This window comes from Prevotella phocaeensis (assembly GCF_900065875.1).
GTDB classification, from domain to species: Bacteria; Bacteroidota; Bacteroidia; order Bacteroidales; family Bacteroidaceae; genus Prevotella; species Prevotella phocaeensis.
On sequence record NZ_LT160626.1, the window covers coordinates 21,250 to 40,213 of the forward strand.

9 protein-coding genes and 1 pseudogene are annotated in these 18,964 nt (G+C 46.0%); 6 read left to right on the forward strand and 4 right to left on the reverse strand.

What is annotated here, in order from left to right; genetic code table 11:
- Window positions 1–11: 11 nt before the first annotated feature.
- From BN3912_RS08320 to ruvA, 3 genes and pseudogenes are all read right to left on the reverse strand, one after another.
- On the reverse strand, window positions 12–1,307 hold the full coding sequence (locus BN3912_RS08320) for an O-acetylhomoserine aminocarboxypropyltransferase/cysteine synthase family protein (RefSeq protein WP_023983753.1): 1,296 nt from the start codon (window positions 1,305–1,307) through the stop codon (window positions 12–14).
- 526 nt (window positions 1,308–1,833) lie between these two features.
- Window positions 1,834–9,243: pseudogene (gene sov, locus BN3912_RS08325) on the reverse strand (T9SS outer membrane translocon Sov/SprA); the annotation flags it as partial.
- 289 nt (window positions 9,244–9,532) lie between these two features.
- The gene (gene ruvA / locus BN3912_RS08330) at window positions 9,533–10,147 is read right to left on the reverse strand and encodes a Holliday junction branch migration protein RuvA (RefSeq protein WP_023983751.1); all 615 of its coding nucleotides are present in this window, start codon (window positions 10,145–10,147) and stop codon (window positions 9,533–9,535) included.
- 206 nt (window positions 10,148–10,353) lie between these two features.
- On the opposite strand from ruvA, the gene BN3912_RS08335 reads away from it, so the two are divergent.
- The 6 genes from BN3912_RS08335 (at window position 10,354) to BN3912_RS12590 (ending at window position 16,981) form a co-directional block, all read left to right on the forward strand.
- Entirely contained in the window at window positions 10,354–11,253 is a 900-nt protein-coding gene (locus BN3912_RS08335; protein WP_023983750.1) for a diaminopimelate dehydrogenase, read from the forward strand.
- Between the two features lie 634 nt (window positions 11,254–11,887).
- Window positions 11,888–12,289 carry an FMN-binding protein gene (locus tag BN3912_RS08340; protein WP_023983749.1) on the forward strand — a complete coding sequence of 134 codons (402 nt, stop codon included), beginning with the start codon at window positions 11,888–11,890 and terminating at the stop codon, window positions 12,287–12,289.
- Window positions 12,290–12,410: 121 nt separating this feature from the next.
- Window positions 12,411–15,113, forward strand: coding sequence for a SusC/RagA family TonB-linked outer membrane protein (locus tag BN3912_RS08345; protein WP_023983748.1), 2,703 nt, complete (start codon window positions 12,411–12,413; stop codon window positions 15,111–15,113).
- A gap of 4 nt (window positions 15,114–15,117) precedes the next feature.
- Window positions 15,118–16,728 carry a RagB/SusD family nutrient uptake outer membrane protein gene (locus tag BN3912_RS08350; RefSeq protein WP_023983747.1) on the forward strand — a complete coding sequence of 537 codons (1,611 nt, stop codon included), beginning with the start codon at window positions 15,118–15,120 and terminating at the stop codon, window positions 16,726–16,728.
- The gene (locus BN3912_RS12585) at window positions 16,728–16,856 is read left to right on the forward strand and encodes a hypothetical protein (protein ID WP_023983746.1); all 129 of its coding nucleotides are present in this window, start codon (window positions 16,728–16,730) and stop codon (window positions 16,854–16,856) included. The genes BN3912_RS08350 and BN3912_RS12585 overlap by 1 nt, the downstream gene beginning before the upstream one ends.
- The gene (locus BN3912_RS12590) at window positions 16,853–16,981 is read left to right on the forward strand and encodes a hypothetical protein (RefSeq protein WP_262502680.1); all 129 of its coding nucleotides are present in this window, start codon (window positions 16,853–16,855) and stop codon (window positions 16,979–16,981) included. The genes BN3912_RS12585 and BN3912_RS12590 overlap by 4 nt, the downstream gene beginning before the upstream one ends.
- 99 nt (window positions 16,982–17,080) lie before the next feature.
- Here the strand turns inward: BN3912_RS12590 and BN3912_RS08355 are convergent, their stop codons facing one another.
- Window positions 17,081–18,487, reverse strand: coding sequence for a C1 family peptidase (locus tag BN3912_RS08355; RefSeq protein ID WP_023983745.1), 1,407 nt, complete (start codon window positions 18,485–18,487; stop codon window positions 17,081–17,083).
- Window positions 18,488–18,964 lie beyond the last annotated feature (477 nt).

The window sequence follows — 18,964 nt, forward strand, 5'->3', positions numbered from 1 at the left end:
TGTTTAATTGTTTATTTTACGTATGTAAATGCTTCGTCGAGGGCATCTATCAGGTCTTCCACGTGTTCCGTACCTATGCTGAGGCGGATGGTCGAGGGGTAGATGTGCTGCTCTTCGAGTTCCTTGGGCGAGAGTTGCGAGTGGGTAGTGGTGGCAGGATGGATAACCAAGCTCTTCACGTCGGCCACATTTGCCAAGAGCGAGAAGATTCTAAGGTGATCGATGAATACCCATGCCTCCTTTTCACCACCCTTTATCTCGAAAGTGAAGATGGATCCGCCGCCGTTGGGGAATAGCTTTTGGTATAACGCATGGTCGGGATGACTCTCCAACAAGGGATGATTAACCTTGGCAACCTTAGGATGGTGGGCAAGATGTTCTACTATTTTCTGCGTGTTGTAGGCATGCCGCTCTACGCGAAGACTTAGCGTTTCGAGTCCTTGGAGCAATATCCATGCGTTGAAAGGAGATATAGCGGCACCGGTATCGCGCAGGAGTACCGCACGTATGCGGGTAACGAAAGCTGCCGCACCGGCCACATCGGCGAACACAGCACCATGATAACTGGGCTCCGGTTGTGCCAAAGAGGGGAATTTGCGGGCATTGGCTTTCCAATTGAACCGCCCGCCATCCACGATTACACCGCCAAGACTGCTGCCATGACCGCCAAGAAATTTGGTGGCAGAATGCACTACGATGTCGGCGCCATGTTCGATCGGCCGGATTAGATAGGGGGTGCCGAAGGTGTTGTCTACGATTACCGGCGTGCTATGCCTATGGGCTATCTCTGCAATACGGTCTATGTTGGTAACGCTTGCATTGGGATTACCGAAAGTTTCTATGATGATTGCTTTTGTGTTATCGCGAAATGCACGTTCCACTTCGTCGAAGTCGGCAGGATCTACGATCGTTGCAGCTACGCCTTGCGTACTGAGCGTATGCTCTATAAGGTTGTAAGTGCCGCCGTAGAGATTATTTGCGGCGATGATATGGTCGCCGTTTCGCGCAATATTCTGCAGAGCATAAGTAATGGCAGCGGCACCAGAAGCAACGGCAAGTCCGGCAACTCCGCCTTCGAGAGCGGCCACACGGTTTTCGAAAACACTTTGGGTAGAATTGGTAAGCCGACCGTATATATTTCCCGCATCGCGCAGACCGAAGCGGTCGGCAGCATGTTGAGAGTTGCGAAAAACGTATGATGTCGTTTGATAAATAGGCACAGCGCGTGCGTCGGTTGCCGGATCGGGCTGTTCTTGTCCCACGTGTAGTTGCAGTGTTTCGAAGTGCAGTTTCTTTTCGTTGCTCATAATTCGTCTCCTTTTTTGCTTGTTGTTTCCAAAATATATTACCTTTTTGTCGACGATGCAAAGGTACGGTGATTTTTAATGATACGAAATAGCACAAATAGGGCATTCTGCATACCACGATTGTGGTATATGTTTGAGATGGAAGATAAGGGGAGTTAGGATAAGTGATGAATGAATAACGATGAATGTTAGATGTATGTGTTGCAGAATTTTTGTTTGTCTGAGTTTTTGAAGAATGTACTGTTTTAATGATACATATATGGGAACTTAACTTTTTTAATCTCCTACAATTTGATTATACTGTTTATTTATCAAAAATAGATAGTGTGCCTGTAGGGCGTAAATCATACATTTAACAGAATTACCTTATAGAAATATCTGTTTCAGTAAGTTTCTCTTTTTCGATCGGACGGATGAGAATGGGGTGATATGCTATATGTTATATCGGCTTTCGCAAAACTTGCTCTCTTCCTACAGAGAGAGGGGAGGAAGAAGATAGAGAGCGGGGAAGTTGCTTATTATTAGCTTATCTCGTAAGTGAAAACTTAAGACTCAATCCGAAGTCGCGGGTTGTAGTAGGATAACTGTTGCTTGACAGAAGCGGTGTGTTGGTTTGATGGTCGTAATAGAAACTCATGGTGAGCATTCTGGACAGTGTGTAATCGGCCATGAAACTAAGCTTGAAGGCTGTGTTTCCGCTGCTTGCAGCGCTCGTCATCGAGGCAATGTCGCGGCTGATACTTGCCTGACGTCGGTAACTGATGTCGAGACGTAGGTTTAAATCGTGGTTGGGATTGCTGTTGTTGCGTGTAGATGTGCTTTGAGTTTGGTTCTGTTGAGGTTGTTTATTCCTCGCTTTCGACTTGATACGTCGCGAACTACCCATGCCGAAAAGGTTGAAATCGTTGAGTTTGTAGGCCAGTCCGATCACCCAATCGCGGCTTACAGCCTCGTTGATCTGTATGCTCGTGGTGCTCAAGCTGAGCACCCGTGTGGTGCGATACTCTATTTTAGTGGTTAAGTTGTTGTTGAATGTGAGGTCTATACCGAGAAGCGGCGAGAACGCCTCGTTAATACTAACCGCCGAAATGTTATACATACTGTTGGGCGTAGGGTTGCCTGTTGTGGCATCTGTTATGAAACCGAGCCCGTTCATGTATTCTTGAAAAGTACTGAACGTGTTGTACGAGCCAATGGCAAAGATACTCTTATAGGAATGGTTGATGTTTACGCTCTTGAAAACATCGCGGAACCACGGCAACGAAGATAATCCGCTGTAGCGCAGAGTCCAATTGGGAAGTAAACGAGAGAGGGCGGGGAAGAGGCTTAGCGATTTGCCCGACATGCTCGTATAGGTGGAGATGAATGCGGGAATCATTACATCTGCGCTGTATTTGTTCACGGTTCCGTTGGCCGGATTGAACGGTCTGCCGGCGAGAGATGTACCTGCAGGGTAGATAGAACCGGCATATAAGGCTTCTACACGGTCGCGGAAGCCATCGAGAGAGTTGCAAAAGCGGATGAAGGAACTGCTGTGAAAGCCGTTGTTTGCATTGCCTATGCCTTCGAAAGCGCTTCTTAACGAAATTGTAGTCATGGTAAAGGTGCCGCTCTGCGTGGTTGGATTGCCGGCGTACATATATTGTATGCTCTTTGCTATAGTTTGTGTACGGCTTGCATTCAGGTCTATTTTAAGGTTTCTTATGGGTTCTAAGGTCATTCTTATCTGCAAGTCTTCGGTCTTGTTGGTGGTGGCAGGGGTGGCAACAGAGTCGTTTTGCAGTAACCAATTATGTTCGCGTGCCTTGTTTATATAAGAATCGCCGGTAAGACCGAATGCAAAGTCGAGGCCCGGAGATAGAACTCCGGCACCGCGTGTCTGCCCGAAAGCGTCGCCGATGGTAGGCATGAAGCCCGGCAACGACATAGAGTATTGGTTGCGATAGGATATGCTGACGTTGCGAGCCATCATAAGCAGTCGTGCTACGGTTTGTGCCGTGCGATACCAGCTCTTGTTTTCGAGCGGTTCTTTGGGCAATACAGTAATCTTAAGTTTAAGGGCTGAGTCTACTTTATTCTTGATGCGTATGCTGTTTTGGTCGATCTTGCGGTATTTTAACTTAAATATTCTGCCTTCGGGTGTTCTTGCCGAAATGATAAGGCGTTTGCTTCTTTTGCCGTGGCTCACGGTGATAGTAGTGTCGGGCATGAGCGTTATTTCCTGCTCAAAACTGTTTTTGTTTTTGGGGAGTGCCTTTTTCTGTTGCTCGGCTTTACTATCTTTTGCCTCTTTTTCATTATTGTCTTTTTCGTTTTTGGTTTTGATGGGCTTTTGTTTCTGTACTTGTTTACGATTTGTATTGGCATTGCGGTTCAGCGGTTTGTTAAACCTGTCGTTGACAGCCTTGAGGAACGGGATGTGATTGTACATCCTCTCTAAGTTGAACGTGCCGTTGATATTCAGACTGCGGTTGTTGGCTATGGTATTTCCGAGCGATGTTCCGTCTTCGAGATCGGTGCCTCTTACCCAGTTGTATACGGCTGTGTAGTTGGCATCTGCATTGATCCAGTCGAATAGAGGTAACAAATTAAGCGGCAACTGGTAAGAAAGAGAGAAAGATTGGTTATAATCTAACGGTGTTCCGAAATGTTTAATACTGTTCCAAACAGAGTCTTTCCAAGCCTGATATCGGTCGGGATAGAGGTCTTTATTGACGGGTGTGTAGGGCTCTTCTATCTCTGCATGGGTGGCACTTTGGAAATTCATGTGGATATTCTTCGTGATATCCCAGCGCAAGGTAAAATCTCTATTCCAAAGAAACTGCTGGTTAAAAGTCAAAGGAAGTTTAGAATTGTCCGTACTTTCCATATCCCGTTCCTGCAATTCATAATAGTTACGGGTAATCTCTGTATTGAATGCCACGTTTTGCGGTAACCAGTTGAGTCCGAACCGCTTTAGTATATCGAACCATTTCGAACGGTTTTTTATTTTTTTGAAAGGCTCCAACGGCTTGTAAACGGGTGTCCAGCTGTAATTGAGTGAACCTCTCCAGTTGTCTTCTTTCTCATATACCGTGGTTTTACCGCTCGTGTATCGGTGCGAGTGGGCGTAAGAAAACGAAAAGTTTGCCGGATCGTAGGGCATAGGGTGGCGCTTTGTCTGTATTCCTACACGTACATTCGATAGTGAGAAGTTAGTATTTGTAGACTTTGTTACGGCAATGCTCCTGATCGAATCGCGTGCCGATTTGCTTTCGGCGGCATCGAGGGCATCGCTGAGTTTCATGTCTGTGTCGAGCGGGTTATATTTCGGGCTCTTTTCTTCCTTAGTAATACTGTAGTAGAGTGGTGCACTTACTTTGGCTTTGTCGGGGAAGAATTTGCCCAATTCGAAGTTTGCGGTAACGCTATAGTTCTTGTAATCGTCGGTAGAACGCTGGCTTACGCCTTCTTCAAGCCCGCCGAAACCGTTCGACATGTAACGTCCTTGCATGTTGACCGTACCGAAATCCGACAGTTGAACGTTCAGATTGCCCTGCGCAGCCCATCCTCCTTCGTTGTTGTATTCCTTGAGTCGTAGCTCATTGAGCCATACCTCGCCGCTCTTTATGTCGCCTGCTTTGTTCCTCACACCGATAACCATGGTTTTTACTTCGCCAAGTGTCGGGTTTCCTTTTACGGTAATTCTGTTTTGGGGCTTACTTTCATCGTAGGCACTGTAGGCACGGTTGAACGACGCACGCCCTTCTGCTTTGGCTTTGTTACGTTCTTTTTTTAGAGTGGTAAATACGTCTAACGGAATATTAAGCATGTTTTCTTCCGGCCATACCGCCTTGCAATCGGCTAAAGAATAAGTGTCGTAACGCCGCGGAGGGGTGAGTTTCAAAGGAATTTCATACTCATAATAATTGCTCTTATAATCGCTTCCCAATCTTATAAATACCGCCAGTTGGTTATCTGTAAGGTTCGTAATGTTTTGTTCCATGGCATTTGCATGCACGAACATTTGCAAACGTTTGTATTGGCGCAAGTCTAAATTGGTTTTCTTATATACGGCTTTCGCTTCTCCTGTTCCCAAATTGGTGAGTGTCATGTCCAATGCTTGCTCATTACTTTCCACAAGTTGCGGTTGTGTAGGGTCTTGTGCGCGTCGTATTCCCGGGGGTAAGACGTAATTGACCGGCGTTTTATCGTTGTTCTCTTCTATATTTACGGCGCTTACGGCCATCTTCCCCGAGGTTGAAGGGGAGTCGTCTAAGTTCTGCTCATATACTCTCCATTCGCCTCGAACGAGATCGAGACTGCCGAAACGCAGCACAATCGGGTGCTTGAAACCGGTCATGAACATGCGCATGAAACGTATGCTGGTGAAGTCGGAGATGGCACCTACGCGCCTTTCGAACTGATCCAAAGGGATACGGAACTGATACCAAGTGACGGTACGGTCTTTACCATTGCGGAGCGAAGGCTTGGTATCGCGCTTGTCTACGATGAAGTTATGCCCTACGACCAAGTCTTCGGGGCGTATCGAAACGCGGTATTGATAATATTTTTCGTACTCGTTGAGGGTGTAATCTTGATTAATGTCCTCTACATCGGGCGTGGTCTTGTACGATGTATCGTAGCTTTCGCTGCGGGTATCGGTGTCGGGTGAGTTGCCTTGAGGGTTGTTGATGTATTTATATCTGCGGAGGATGGGTGCCTCGACAGCATCGTAATCCGCGCCTCTGAAGTAGTGGTAATTGTCATTGGCAGGATCTTTAAGAATGGAATCGAGTACAGCCGGATTCACTCTCCCTTGTATGGAACTGATGAAGTTTTGATAAGACGGGAAGTTACGTTCCTCTTCATCGTTGAGCCCATTGAACCCCACATCCTGTAAGGCACGCGATCCTTTACTGGTAGCAAAGGCATATGTTACTGTTGACTGGGTAGGAATCTTGCCCCATTGCGTCGTCGTGTAGGCTTGGGAACCATCTACAGGCATGCCACTCTCATAGAATTTCTTGCCGTCATGTAGAATGTCCTCGCTCACTTCGCCAAGGTTAATATAGAAATCTCCTCCATAATCCGAGGCTGTTCCTGCATCCTTGGTGTAGATGAAGGGATCAAGCATCCAGAATTCTATATACTCTATGTTCGCTGTTTCGAAATCGCTCGTGTCTAATTTACGCATCATGCCGCCCCAATGCTGTGTTGGATTATTCAAAGAACCATCGGCTGACAGGTCGGGATTGAAATTGTAAGGGCCACGCTCGTTAGGGTAATAAGCGAGATTTAGTACGGGTATGGTAGACGTAGCGCCGTTATAAGAGCTTTGGTTGCGGTTCGGGAACAGCTCTCTGACATAAACTTCGCGCACATAGAAGTCGGATAATTGGTCTAAATCGCTTTTTATGTGGCCCGGGGTAAGCGAACTGCTGCGACGGGTGAACAACGGATCTATGTTATACCATGCCAATAACGAGCGGTTAAAGCCGCTTGCCAGCGTTGTTTTGTCGTTGTGCTCGGCGAACATGGACGGTACGCTCGAGATGATCCATGAAGTAGGGGTACTTACATCGATCGAGGATTTGGTATTTTCGAAATCATCAAGGTACGAAGCATTGTCCTGTGTGCCGTGACTTTGGCCTGCTATAAGCTGTGCAAACTCGCCTGTGAACGAGATATTCGAAGGCTGCGTAAGGTGTAGGAATGGCAGTTTGTCGAGCATATTAGTGAGCCATTGGCTCTCTTTTTTCCAGTTTATGTTCACTCCCCACAGCGTATTGTTCAGCGGTTCCGAACCCATATTTACCTTAGTTGTAAGGGCTTGTTCCGACAGATGCTGCAATGTTCCGCTCATTTGGAAGTTTTTAGAGAAGTTATATTCCCAATTCATGCCAAACATAGTCTTGCGTTCTTGCGCATAATCGGAGTTACTCTCCAATGAAACGTTCAGATTAGTGCCGGCATCTATAATACTTTGGTTCAGTATAGTGACTTCTCCCGCACTGTAGTCTACCGAGTAGTCGGTGCCTTCGCGCAGGGTGACGCCGCCGGCCGTAACCACAACCGAACCTTGAGGCACGTTGTATGCGCCAAGAGAGATGACATTAGCGGAGGAACCCCTGAACTGTCCAGTCAATATATACTTGTCTTTTTCGGCTATTTGTTTAGCTGCAGTTTTGGTAGAGTTATAGAGTTCCGTAAATGCATAGCGCGAAGCCTTGTCAATAGATACACCTTTATCGATGAGATAGTCGTAGATATATTTGCCGAAAGGCTCTGTTACGGGGAAGAATACGCGCCCATTACTTACGGTATATCCCTCTACGAAGTCGAAATAACCATTCGGATGAGGCTTATTGTTATTATCGAGACGATCGGCACCCAATACCCTTATCAGAGGATAACTCTTAACTTGAGGTTCGGGGATATAGGTAAGATATACGCCGGCAGTATCGCTTTGGAATTTTACATCGAGGCGGAACTTCGCACGTTCGATATTGTCACCGAGACGATACACATTCTTCATCATCAAATCCCAGTTACCCTGTTCGGGATTATTGCTCGTATTTTTCAGCGACTTTACAAAAAGAGCTTGATTTACATCGGTCAGATCAGCAGCGAATTCGCCCACTTGATAGGTCAATCCGCCGTAAGTATATTCGTAAGCCACGGCAAGCACTTGGTCTGTTTGCAGGCCCTGTTTGAGCGAAATATATCCTAAAGCCGTATTTACTGTATACTCCGAACTGTTCAGAAGGCGTGCGCTCTCCAGTTTTTCGTAATCTGTACCGCCGATAAGTCCTGCTCCATCGAGCGTTGAATTGGTCTGGTCGATGTTACGTGCCGTACCGTAAGCGTTCACCATTTCGGCATATTCCGAGTTCGAAGCATTCGAAGGTACAGGCTGACCGGTAAGCGTCCACCGCGTATTCGATACTTTCGCATTTTCTCCGAGGTCGGTCAGAGCAACGATATTGCGGGTATTCGTAGTTGTACCGGTTTTGTTTGTCACCCATATCTCCACGCGGTTCATTTTAATTCCTGTAGTAAGATTAGGCAAACTTCTCATGCCTGCATTGTAATGGTCGCGGAAATATTGCGATAAGAAGAAGTGTCTGTTTTCCTCATAATCGGATACATCTATCTCGAAAGGTGTATATTGCACACCTCCTTTGGATGAAACGCTCTTGTTGGACGACTTCTTTTGCGAGGCAACCAGTTGGAGTTTCAGCTTTCCGAACTGCAAATCGGTGCGTAATCCGAATAAAGAACTGGCACCTTTTATCAGGGATGAATTGGATGGGAATGATATATTGCCGCCTTCAACGAGCTTTATAATCTCGTCTTCCTTACCGTCATATTTCAATTTCAGGCTTTGTGCGTCGAAATCAAAGGTCGCATCGGTGTTGTAGTTCAGGTTCATATTAACCTTATCTCCCACTTTACCGTTCATATTCAGGTTTATCTTCTCGTTAAAGTCCATCGAAGTCGTCTTACGGTTACGCTCCGGAATAGAGGGATTCTCTATGTTTTTCATTGTTGCACCGAACTTCAATTCGGCCGTTCCCTGTGTTTTAATGCGCACACCGCCCGGTCCGAATATCTTTTCTGCGGGGCCCAAGTCGAAGTGCATGTCGGTAAAGTCGAACTTCTCCTTACCTTTAGCTTTGTAGATCTCATCGTTTTTCGACCGGAAATATTGGCTCATTTGCTGCTTTTCGCTCCATTTACGGAACTCTTCCGGTGTCATCATAATGGGTGCAGATATGTAAGACGAGCCGATTTTAGTACCTATAATGTAGCGATTTAGCGTGTCGTTGTAAACAACATCTTGTTTTAAGTTGTCCGGACGTTTCAAATCCATGGCATTCTGATCAAGGTCGTCTAAAGTAATCGGTATGGTTCGTTGCACTTTCCACCGGCTGTTGAGCAGCGAGTCGGGTATAGAATCTTCGTTATCTATAATGGGTTGAGCGGCTATTCGCATGGTGTCGCGCTGTTGAGAATACCTGCGAGTACGGTTATCCTGCCAGAATGGTGCGGATATGGCATAGCTTGCCACGCTGATAGCAAACGATATGAGCAATATACTATATATCCGGACCTTAGATTTCATTTATTAATAACGTATGTAGAACAGACAAAAGACGAATGAAAACATAAAACTTTCATCCCTCATCTTTTATTCTTCATCCTAAAACATCGCTCCTCTCTCCTTCCTAATTCCTCTTCTTTTATTTAATTTGTTTTAGGGCTAACTTCACTACTTGTTCCACCGGAAGATCGGGATCGTTTTTTAGAATTTCGGTAACAGCCTTGGCCGACGGTGCCGGAGAGAAGCCCAACATGGTCAAAGCGCTTACTGCTTCATCTTTAATACCGTTGTTTACCATCGCTACAGGCTCGCTGCTTACGTGGAATTCAGTAGCAATACCGCTGTTAACTATCTTGTCTTTCAGGTCGACAATGATACGTTGTGCCGTTCGCAGGCCTATCCCTTTCACCGCTTTCAGCATTCTTTCGTCGCCATTTGCTATGACATTGCACAGTTCGGCGGGCGAAATGGTGGAGAGTATCATACGGGCAGTGTTGGCACCTACGCCAGATACCGTGATTAAAAGGCGATAGAGTTCGCGTTCTTGTTTAGAAGCGAAGCCGTAGAGCGTAAAACTGTCATCGCGACCGCCCGTAACCAATGCTTCATGAACATACAGTTTCACCTTTTCTTTGCCTTGTATAGCACTGTAAGTGTTGAGCGATATGTTAAGCGCATAGCCTATTTCCGCCGCTTCTACAACGGCCAGAGCGGGGGTAAGTTCTGCAAGTTCGCCCCTGATATATTCTATCATGATCTGTTTTTTATTTTGTATATATACGATAATATAACGCCCTGCACTCTCTCTTATTGTATTTCAGACGAATTTAACAATAATAACTTTCATTTTGCCTGCTTGTTTTAAAACGATTAAAAAATGTATCCGAATGGTAGATGTTACGCAATAATCGTGTAAATTTGCAACCGATAAGAATATTCAACTCATTAAACATTCAAGATATGAAGAAAATCAGAGCGGCCGTAGTAGGCTACGGAAACATTGGAAAGTATGCGATCGAGGCACTTGAAGCATCGGAAGATTTTGAGATTGCAGGTATTGTGCGTCGCCAAGGGGCGGTAGATAAGCCTGCAGAACTGGCACAATACGAAGTGGTGAAAGACATTAAGGAGCTGCAGGGAGTAGATGTGGCTATTCTTGCTACGCCTACTCGTAGCTGTCCGGAGTATGCCAAGCAAATATTGCCCTTGGGTATCAATACGGTAGACAGTTACGACATTCATACCGGCATTCGTGCCTATCGCGACGAGCTGATGCCTCTATGCAAGGCAAACGGCGTTGTGAGCGTGATAAGTGCCGGATGGGATCCGGGTTCGGATAGCATTGTGCGTACTCTTTTGCAAAGCCTTGCGCCCAAAGGTCTGTCGTACACCAACTTCGGCCCGGGCATGTCGATGGGGCACAGCGTATGTGTGCGCAGCAAGAAAGGCGTAAAGAATGCCCTTTCGGTAACCATTCCGTTGGGCGAGGGCATACATCGACGCATGGTATATGTAGAACTTGAAGACGGTATAAGGCTGGATGATGTTGCTAAAGATATCAAAGCCGATCCGTATTTCGCCAACGACGAGACACATGTGTTCCAAGTACCGTCAGTAGACGATGTGCGCGATATGGGGCATGGCGTGAATTTGGTGCGCAAAGGGGTAAGCGGAAAGACGCAAAACCAGCGTTTCGAGTTCCGCATGAGTATCAACAACCCTGCGCTTACCGCACAGGTACTGGTCAATGTTGCTCGTGCTTCCGTGCGTTTACAGCCCGGATGTTACACGATGATAGAAATTCCGGTGATCGATATGCTGCCGGGTGAGCGTGCCGACCTTATAGAGCATTTGGTATAGTTGCCGTTCAGAGCATTGCGAATACCCGCTTGTGAGCCATGTATATATATGGTTTCGCAGGCGGATATTCTGTTTTTGTACGTGTTGTGAATATAATATGTAAAGAGTATGCACCTATCCTGTGTGTGATATACATTTAACCATCCAACCCTATCTGTGTTGTGCTTTTTTCTTATAAGTACCAAAAGGGGAGGAAAGAATACAGCGCCTGCGGAATTGCAGGTTATTGTCATTATCGTGGGCGGGTAGGTGCTTCGCCCCAATGTCTGCTCTGTAGAAAGCCAATTTCCGATAGGAATTTTCGTTGTATGTACCATCTATAATTGGTATATATGCGGCGTGTCGACGGCAGACTTATAGTCTATGCCTCATAGATATATTATTTATTTCCATTGTTTCTTTCGGTATCTTGTCGAAGGGGTGTTATGCGCTTTGTAAAGATTTAGCTTATTCAAACTCAAAAGGTTGCAGTTATCAATATTTCTCTGTTCTGACATGCCTATTTGTCGTTTGACAAATCTACCTCGAATTAGGTATTTTGTGCCAAAAAAAGCTAATTTTAGGGCTCCATTTTCTTGCTTTCGACATTAATATTTATCTTTGCATGCGAAATAAATAATAAGGTAAACAGGTTATGGATAAGAAAACAATCGGCATGATAGCCACAGTAATCGCCGTAATGGTAGTGGCATTATTCGTCAGTGCAATGCCTTCTGATGGCGTTATTTCTAAAAGTGATGGCATGACAGTTGTAAATACTCAGCTCATTGTCAAGAATGTTAAGGGCTTTCAGGGGCCTACTCCGGTGAAGATATTTATTTCGGATAATAAGGTTACAAAGATAGAGCCGTTGCCCAATAAGGAAACTCCAAAATACTTCAACCGTGCAAAAGAGCTGCTTGCAAAGTACGAAGGTGTGCCGGTAAACAAAGCTGTAAAGATGGATGTCGATGCAGTTAGCGGCGCTACATTCTCTTCTCGTGGGCTTATCAAGAACGTGCAAGAAGGGCTGAAGTATTATAAAAAGCACAAATAATTAGTCTTTTGTCAGAACTGAAATGTAGAGGGAAATCGGAAAGATTTCCCTTTTTTCGTTGGTATATATCCGAAAATATATATATCTTTGTATAGTTTTCTAATCCTAAATATTGTGAGCCATGAGGATATTGCGGATGTTTATCTTTTCTTTTTTGTTCTGTTTGACCTTTCCTTTGTATGCTCAAAGGGGATATCTAAGTCTGAATACCGATTCTGTTTTGGGTGTTTTGCGGTCGGGCTCGGTCGATAGAATTACCGAGGAGCGTATGAACAAGGGGCTCGTAATCAATTCGCTCGACGCGTTGAACGGGCAGGCGGCGGGTGTAAACATTGCCTCGAGCGGTGCCGAACATATGGCCATGTTGAGCAGTGTGCGCGTAAGAGGAACCACATCGCTTACGGGTGGTAACGATCCGCTGGTAATCATCGACGGCGTATCGTCCGATCTGGCTGCGCTGAGCAGCATCTATCCAGCCGATATCGAGAGCTTCACCATCTTGAAGAATGCCGCTGAAACGGCGCAATACGGTTCGCGCGGTGCCTCGGGAGTTATCGTTGTGGCCACCAAGAAGGGGCATGGCGGACAGTTCCATATATCTTACGAAGGTAACATGGGTTTCGAGTCGGTGTACAAAAACATGAAAATGTTGCGCCGCGATGGCTATATTTCTACCGCTAAAGCATTGGGGATAGACTATAACGACGGAGGTTTCGACACCAATTTCCCCGCATCTATTACGCGTACCGGATTTGTTCAAAACCACCATGTGGCATTCAGCGGAGGTACGGAAAGTTCCAATTATCGCGCTTCGCTTGGCTTTATGGAGCATAATACGGTAATAAAAATAGTGCAATACGATAACTTTGTGGCAAAATTAGACCTCTCGCAGCGGGCGTTCGACAATCTGCTGACGGTAGATCTCGGTGTGTTCGGCTCGTCTATGCACAGCAAAGATATCTTCGATGTGCAGCAACTGTTCTACTCGGCAGCCTCGCAAAATCCCACTTTCTCTACAGGAATGAATGCCAAGGGGGGCTGGGATAAGAACACGACTGCATCGCAAATAAACCATCCTATGGCATTGTTGGGTGAGAAAAACGATGAGAAAAGCATGAATTTCAATACGCATCTTAAACTTACCTTCGATGTCATGAAGGATTTGAAACTTACGTTGTTCGGCTCGTATACGTATGTCTCGACCGAAAATGCGCAGTTCTGTCCCACATGGGTGTGGGCGCAAGGGCAGGCATATCGCGGAGAACACAAGCAAGAAGACTGGTTTGGCAACCTTACTTTGGACTACCGGCACACGTGGGGAGTGCATCATTTGGCGGCAACCCTGCTCGGTGAGTATCAAAAAAGCAATCGGTCGGGCTTTTGGACGCTTGTAAAAGGGTTTACGACCAACCTTTTCGGTTACGATAACTTGGCCGCAGGTTCCACCATTCCCTACGGTGGAACGGGATCGAGCTATGAAAGTCCGGCACTCGGATCGCTGATGGGCAGCTTTACTTATACGCTTTTAGACCGTTATTCGCTCACTCTGACCACACGAGCCGATGGCAGCAGCATGGTCGGGAAGAACAATACGTGGGGCTACTTCCCGTCTGTATCGGCGGAATGGAATGCGAAAGCCGAACCTTTCATGCGCTCTTTGCGGTGGTTGAGCCAGCTGAAACTGCGTACGGGTTACGGAACTTCGGGCAATCTCGGTGGTATCAGTTCCTACAATTCGCTGCAACTTGTACGGCCGATAGGTATCGTTTCGCATGACGGAACGCCCACCGTGACGATGGGGACTATAAGAAATGCCAACCCAGACCTAAGGTGGGAGACGCGTAGTACATTCAACATCGGCGCCGATATGGGCTTCTGGGGCAATCGTGTTGTACTTACAGCGGAATATTATTATTCGAAAACGAGCGATATGCTCTATCTCTACGACGTTCCGGTGCCCCCCTATGCCTATAACAAGTTACTTGCAAACATAGGAGAGATGAGCAATAGCGGTCTCGAAATAGGTTTGGGGCTCACTCCTTTGCAACGAAAAGACATGGAACTTAACGTGAACGTGAACCTTAGTTTCCAAAAGAACAAGCTTATATCGTTGAGTGGAAACTATAAGGGTGCCTATATGTCGGCGGCAGACATCACGAGTATCGGCTCTCTAAATGGAGCTGGCTTCCATGGAGGTAATAACAACATCGTGTATCAGATAGTAGGACAGCCGTTAGGTGTGTTTTATTTGCCTCATTGCACGGGACTTGTGAAGAATAACGATGGCTCTTATCGCTATCAGATAGAAGATCTTGATAAGAACGGAACCGTGAATATCGAAGACGGCGGTGATCGCTATATCGCCGGACAGGCCACTCCGAAGCTGACGTTAGGCTCGAATATCAGCTTCAGATACAGAAATGTCGACGTTAGTTTGCAGATGAACGGCGCTTTCGGGCACAAGATATACAACGGAACCGCACTGACTTACATGAATATGTCGAGCTTTCCGGATTACAATGTAATGGTTCAAGCGCCGACGCAGAATATCAAAGACCAGACTGCAACCGATTATTGGCTGGAGAGAGGCGACTATCTAAACTTCGATTATCTTACTGTTGGGTGGAATGTTCCGCTGCATTCCAAACATATCAGCTCGCTTCGACTGTCGTTAAGCGTTAACAATCTTGCCACGATAACGGGCTATAGCGGTCTTACACCTATGATCAACAGTTATGTGGTGAGCAATACATTGGGTATAGACGATAAGCGTTCTTATCCTTTGTATCGCTCTTATTCATTCGGTTTAAGCATTCAATTCTAAGAATATGAAACATTTTGCAGTCATTATATTGGTGTTATTGTCGCTTACATCGTGTCTTGATGAGCACCCGAGAGACCAGATACCGGAGACAGAGGCATACACTTCGGCAAAAAGTCTGTATATCAATGCCGTGTCCACATTATATAATTATATAGGAGGGCATGCTGATAGTGAGGGATTGCAGGGCACCTATCGCGGCGTGTACGACTATAATACGTTCACGACCGATGAAGCTATGCTCCCTACAAGAGGCGGCGACTGGTACGACGGGGGCTTCTGGCAGAACTTATACCTACACCGTTGGACGTCTACCGACCGCTCTTTGTACGATACTTGGGGCTATCTGTATAAGGTGATCGTGATTTGTAACCGTTCTCTGGTGCGTATTGAAGAGAATAAGGCGCTGCTTACGGATGCGCAAAAGGTGGCTTATGAGGCTGAAGTACGTGCTGTGCGGGCCATGTATTATTATTACCTTATGGATATGTTCGGCAATATACCGCTCGTAGTTTCCGAGGAAACCTCTATTAAAGATATAGAACAGAGCAGCCGGAGTAAGGTTTTTCGTTTTGTATTCGATGAGTTTCAGGCTGTTGCACCGCTGCTTCCGAACGAACACAGCAACCGCGAAGGCGCTTATTACGGGCGCATCACCCGTCCTGTAGTGTGGTTCTTACTGGCCAAACTCGCACTGAATGCGGAGGTATATGCCGATGACGATTGGACCGATGGCACAAAACTTGATGGTAAGAATATCTATTTTACGGTGGCAGGCCGTAGACTCAACGCTTGGCAGACAGTGGAATGTTACGCCGATTCGATAGCTTCGGCCGGCTATTCCCTTGAGGATAATTACGCTAAAAACTTCTCTGTGCACAATGAGAACAGTGTGGAAAACATCTTTATCATACCGATGAACAAGATTGTCTATGCCAATCAGTTCCATTATTTGTTCAGAAGTCGGCATTATAGGCATGGGGATATGTTGGGAATGGGTTCTGAAAACGGGACGAGTGCTACCGTTTCAACAGTCGAAACCTATGGCTATGGTACGGGAAACGTGGACACCCGTTACGCCTTGAACTTCTATTCAGACACGCTGCGGGTGGATGGAAGCGTTGTTTACCTTAGCAAAGACAAGCCGTTGGTGTATATGCCGTTGGAGGTAAAGCTCGATCTGACGGGCACGGAATATGAAAAGACCGCCGGTGCACGTATGAGCAAGTACGAGATAGACCGCACTGCATACTCGGATGGAAAGCTGCAAGATAACGATATCGTGCTGTTCCGTTACGCCGATGTGCTGTTGATGACGGCGGAAGCCAAGGTGCGTAACGGTGAAAATGGCGATAGGGAATTGAACCGAGTGCGGGCAAGAGTCGGCATGCCGGCACGTTCTGCCACGCTTAAGAATATTCTCGACGAACGTTTGTTGGAACTGATGTGGGAGGGATGGCGCCGACAAGACCTCATCAGGTTCGGCAAATTCTCCTTGTCTTACGACCAACGACCGCAGTTGGATGGCGAGAGCAGCGGCTATACCACCGTATTTCCCATTCCCGATGCGGCATGCAAACTGAATGTAAACCTAAAGCAAAATTCCGGATATAAGTAATGACAGCCACCGTGTCTTATAAGTATGCCGCCCTTTCGGCTTTGGTAAAAAACCGCGATAGGGACGAGTTTCTCCCGTTAAAAGTACCGATGACGTGTGCATTAGCGGCATTCATCGACTGCGATTGATAGAACCTTTGCTTCCTTATGCTGACGAATTGCATCGGTTGATGAAGCCTGTGGCCGAGGAAGTGCGGACAAATACCGTTACCGGTAGCAAACAATTCATCCGATTGTTCGAAGCAATGATGTGAATACTTGGAGAGAAAGAGCGACGCAACTGTTTGCAAGAGAACGAACACTTGATGAATTGATTGCAGACAGATATGCCGATCTGCTCCGGTAGATCGGATTTAATCATCCATTCCGAACAGCGGATCGTCGGGCGCAACCATCGTTGCTTTCTGCTCAGAGGCCTTGAGTATGTTCTCGGGAACGTACTTCTTGTCGATAACCATGCGGAAAGAAAACTCGTTGAACCAGCGGTTTGTCATGATGAGATAGCCTTTCTGTCCGTAGTCGGTGCCCCAACTGTTTTCCACTTTCCATTTCTTTGGTTGTCCTTTCTCGTCCAGATCAACTGCTGTGAGCGTCATGGCATGGGTGCTGCCACTATCGAATGTGGCAATACGGTCGGCCTTATTCATGCCGAAAGTGGTACCGAAAAGCGAACCATAATCATAGTTTTCGGTATCAAGATAGCCCCGCTTACGGTCTAATTGCTTACCCACATCGTAGCTGGAGTACAGTTTATGCCCGTCTTGTAGCGATACAATGGCCATTCGGGCAATATCTTCTATGGGCAAATTCACATATTTCCAGTTATGTCCGTCGTACATGTGTCGGTCGTATTCCACTTCGTAAGTCTTGTAATATGGCCTGCGCGGATCGTTCATAGCCATAATGAAAGAGCCGTTGAGGGCCTTTCCGACCGTTTCTTTGTAGAATGTGAGCGGCGTATACCGTTTGGCCGGCGTAAGTGCCTTGCCCTCTTTGTTGGTGAAGGCGTATATAAAATCTCTAACAGGATCGCCGATTGTGAGCGTTAGAATGTGATATATCGAAGACAGCATCTCTGTCTTGCGGGCTTGGATGGCCGTTGTTTTCTTGCCATCTGCCACCATTCGGCGTAATTCCAAGCCATATTCACGCAGTTTAGATGATATCATGCGGGCCATGGTCTTGGTGTTATCGGTAGAATAGGTTTCGGGCATCACGCTCATAGGTACCAGTCCGTATTTCTCTGCGAGGTCGGCAACGCCGCAAAATGTACCGCCATCGTTGATTGGATTCTTAAAGAAGAATTGCACACGGGCATCTGTAAGAGGCTTCTTTGCATTGTCTATCACGCCTTGAAGCATCAAATTAGCCTTTTCTAACTGGTCGTAAAAGAAGAGATAAGCCTGTGAATACTCCACAGACAGTGTATCTTGATGCGCTTTAGCGAAGTTTGCGCGCAATACATTTAATCCGGAAAACATCCAGCAGCGCCCGCTACTCTGCTGATTGTGTATGTTTTGCTTGGGTGTTTCTACGCTGAAATAAGTATCTATCGTTCCTTTATTGGCGTAATTCTTTGCCAAATCGTCGATATTATTGGATGCAATAGCGTTGAAGAGCGCCTTGCTGGTGGAGGAATGAACCTGCGCCATGTCTATTTTTTCGAGCATCTGTGGCGATATTCCGCCATCTTTAGTTTGTGCGATCATAACTGCTGAAACTGCTAAACAAGTGCTTAATAATGCGATTTTCCTGTTCATAGGTGCTTTGTAGAATTCATTTAATTTATAAAAATAGTGCAAACGAGTGCAATGAAAACTTGTTTTCAAATTGCCGAGTGCAGCCTATTTTCTGCAAAGATAGTGCAAACGAGTGCAATGAAAGCTTGTTTTCAAATTGCCGAATGCAGCCTATCTTCTGCAAAGATAGTGCTTTTTTCTTGGTTCCGCAAAAGATTTTGAACAAGAAAGAGATATCTTTTTAAGAAACAGATATACGGTTTATATTTAATAGGTCTATAAAACGTCGCCGATAAATAGTACTTCTACCGGCGACAGATATACTGTCCGCCGACGAAAGAAAGTAGACGTAATACTGCGAATGGATATTTTTGTTTTGTTTATATAGTCATTCGCAATATGATGCCGATTTATTTTAATAAACATATATACTACATAGAAGCAAGATATCCGGTTCTAAATAAAGTACCTTTTATTTTGTTTTGTTCCCGAATTGCA

What these genes read in the sequence shown, in the direction of transcription:
- ruvA (WP_023983751.1), bottom strand. Translation starts at nt 10,147, where the DNA reads ATGATAGAATATATCAGGGGCGAACTTGCAGAACTTACCCCCGCTCTG.
- BN3912_RS08340 (WP_023983749.1), top strand. Translation starts at nt 11,888, where the DNA reads ATGGATAAGAAAACAATCGGCATGATAGCCACAGTAATCGCCGTAATG.
- BN3912_RS08320 (WP_023983753.1), bottom strand. Translation starts at nt 1,307, where the DNA reads ATGAGCAACGAAAAGAAACTGCACTTCGAAACACTGCAACTACACGTG.
- BN3912_RS08345 (WP_023983748.1), top strand. Translation starts at nt 12,411, where the DNA reads ATGAGGATATTGCGGATGTTTATCTTTTCTTTTTTGTTCTGTTTGACC.
- BN3912_RS08335 (WP_023983750.1), top strand. Translation starts at nt 10,354, where the DNA reads ATGAAGAAAATCAGAGCGGCCGTAGTAGGCTACGGAAACATTGGAAAG.
- BN3912_RS12585 (WP_023983746.1), top strand. Translation starts at nt 16,728, where the DNA reads ATGACAGCCACCGTGTCTTATAAGTATGCCGCCCTTTCGGCTTTGGTA.
- BN3912_RS08355 (WP_023983745.1), bottom strand. Translation starts at nt 18,487, where the DNA reads ATGAACAGGAAAATCGCATTATTAAGCACTTGTTTAGCAGTTTCAGCA.
- BN3912_RS08350 (WP_023983747.1), top strand. Translation starts at nt 15,118, where the DNA reads ATGAAACATTTTGCAGTCATTATATTGGTGTTATTGTCGCTTACATCG.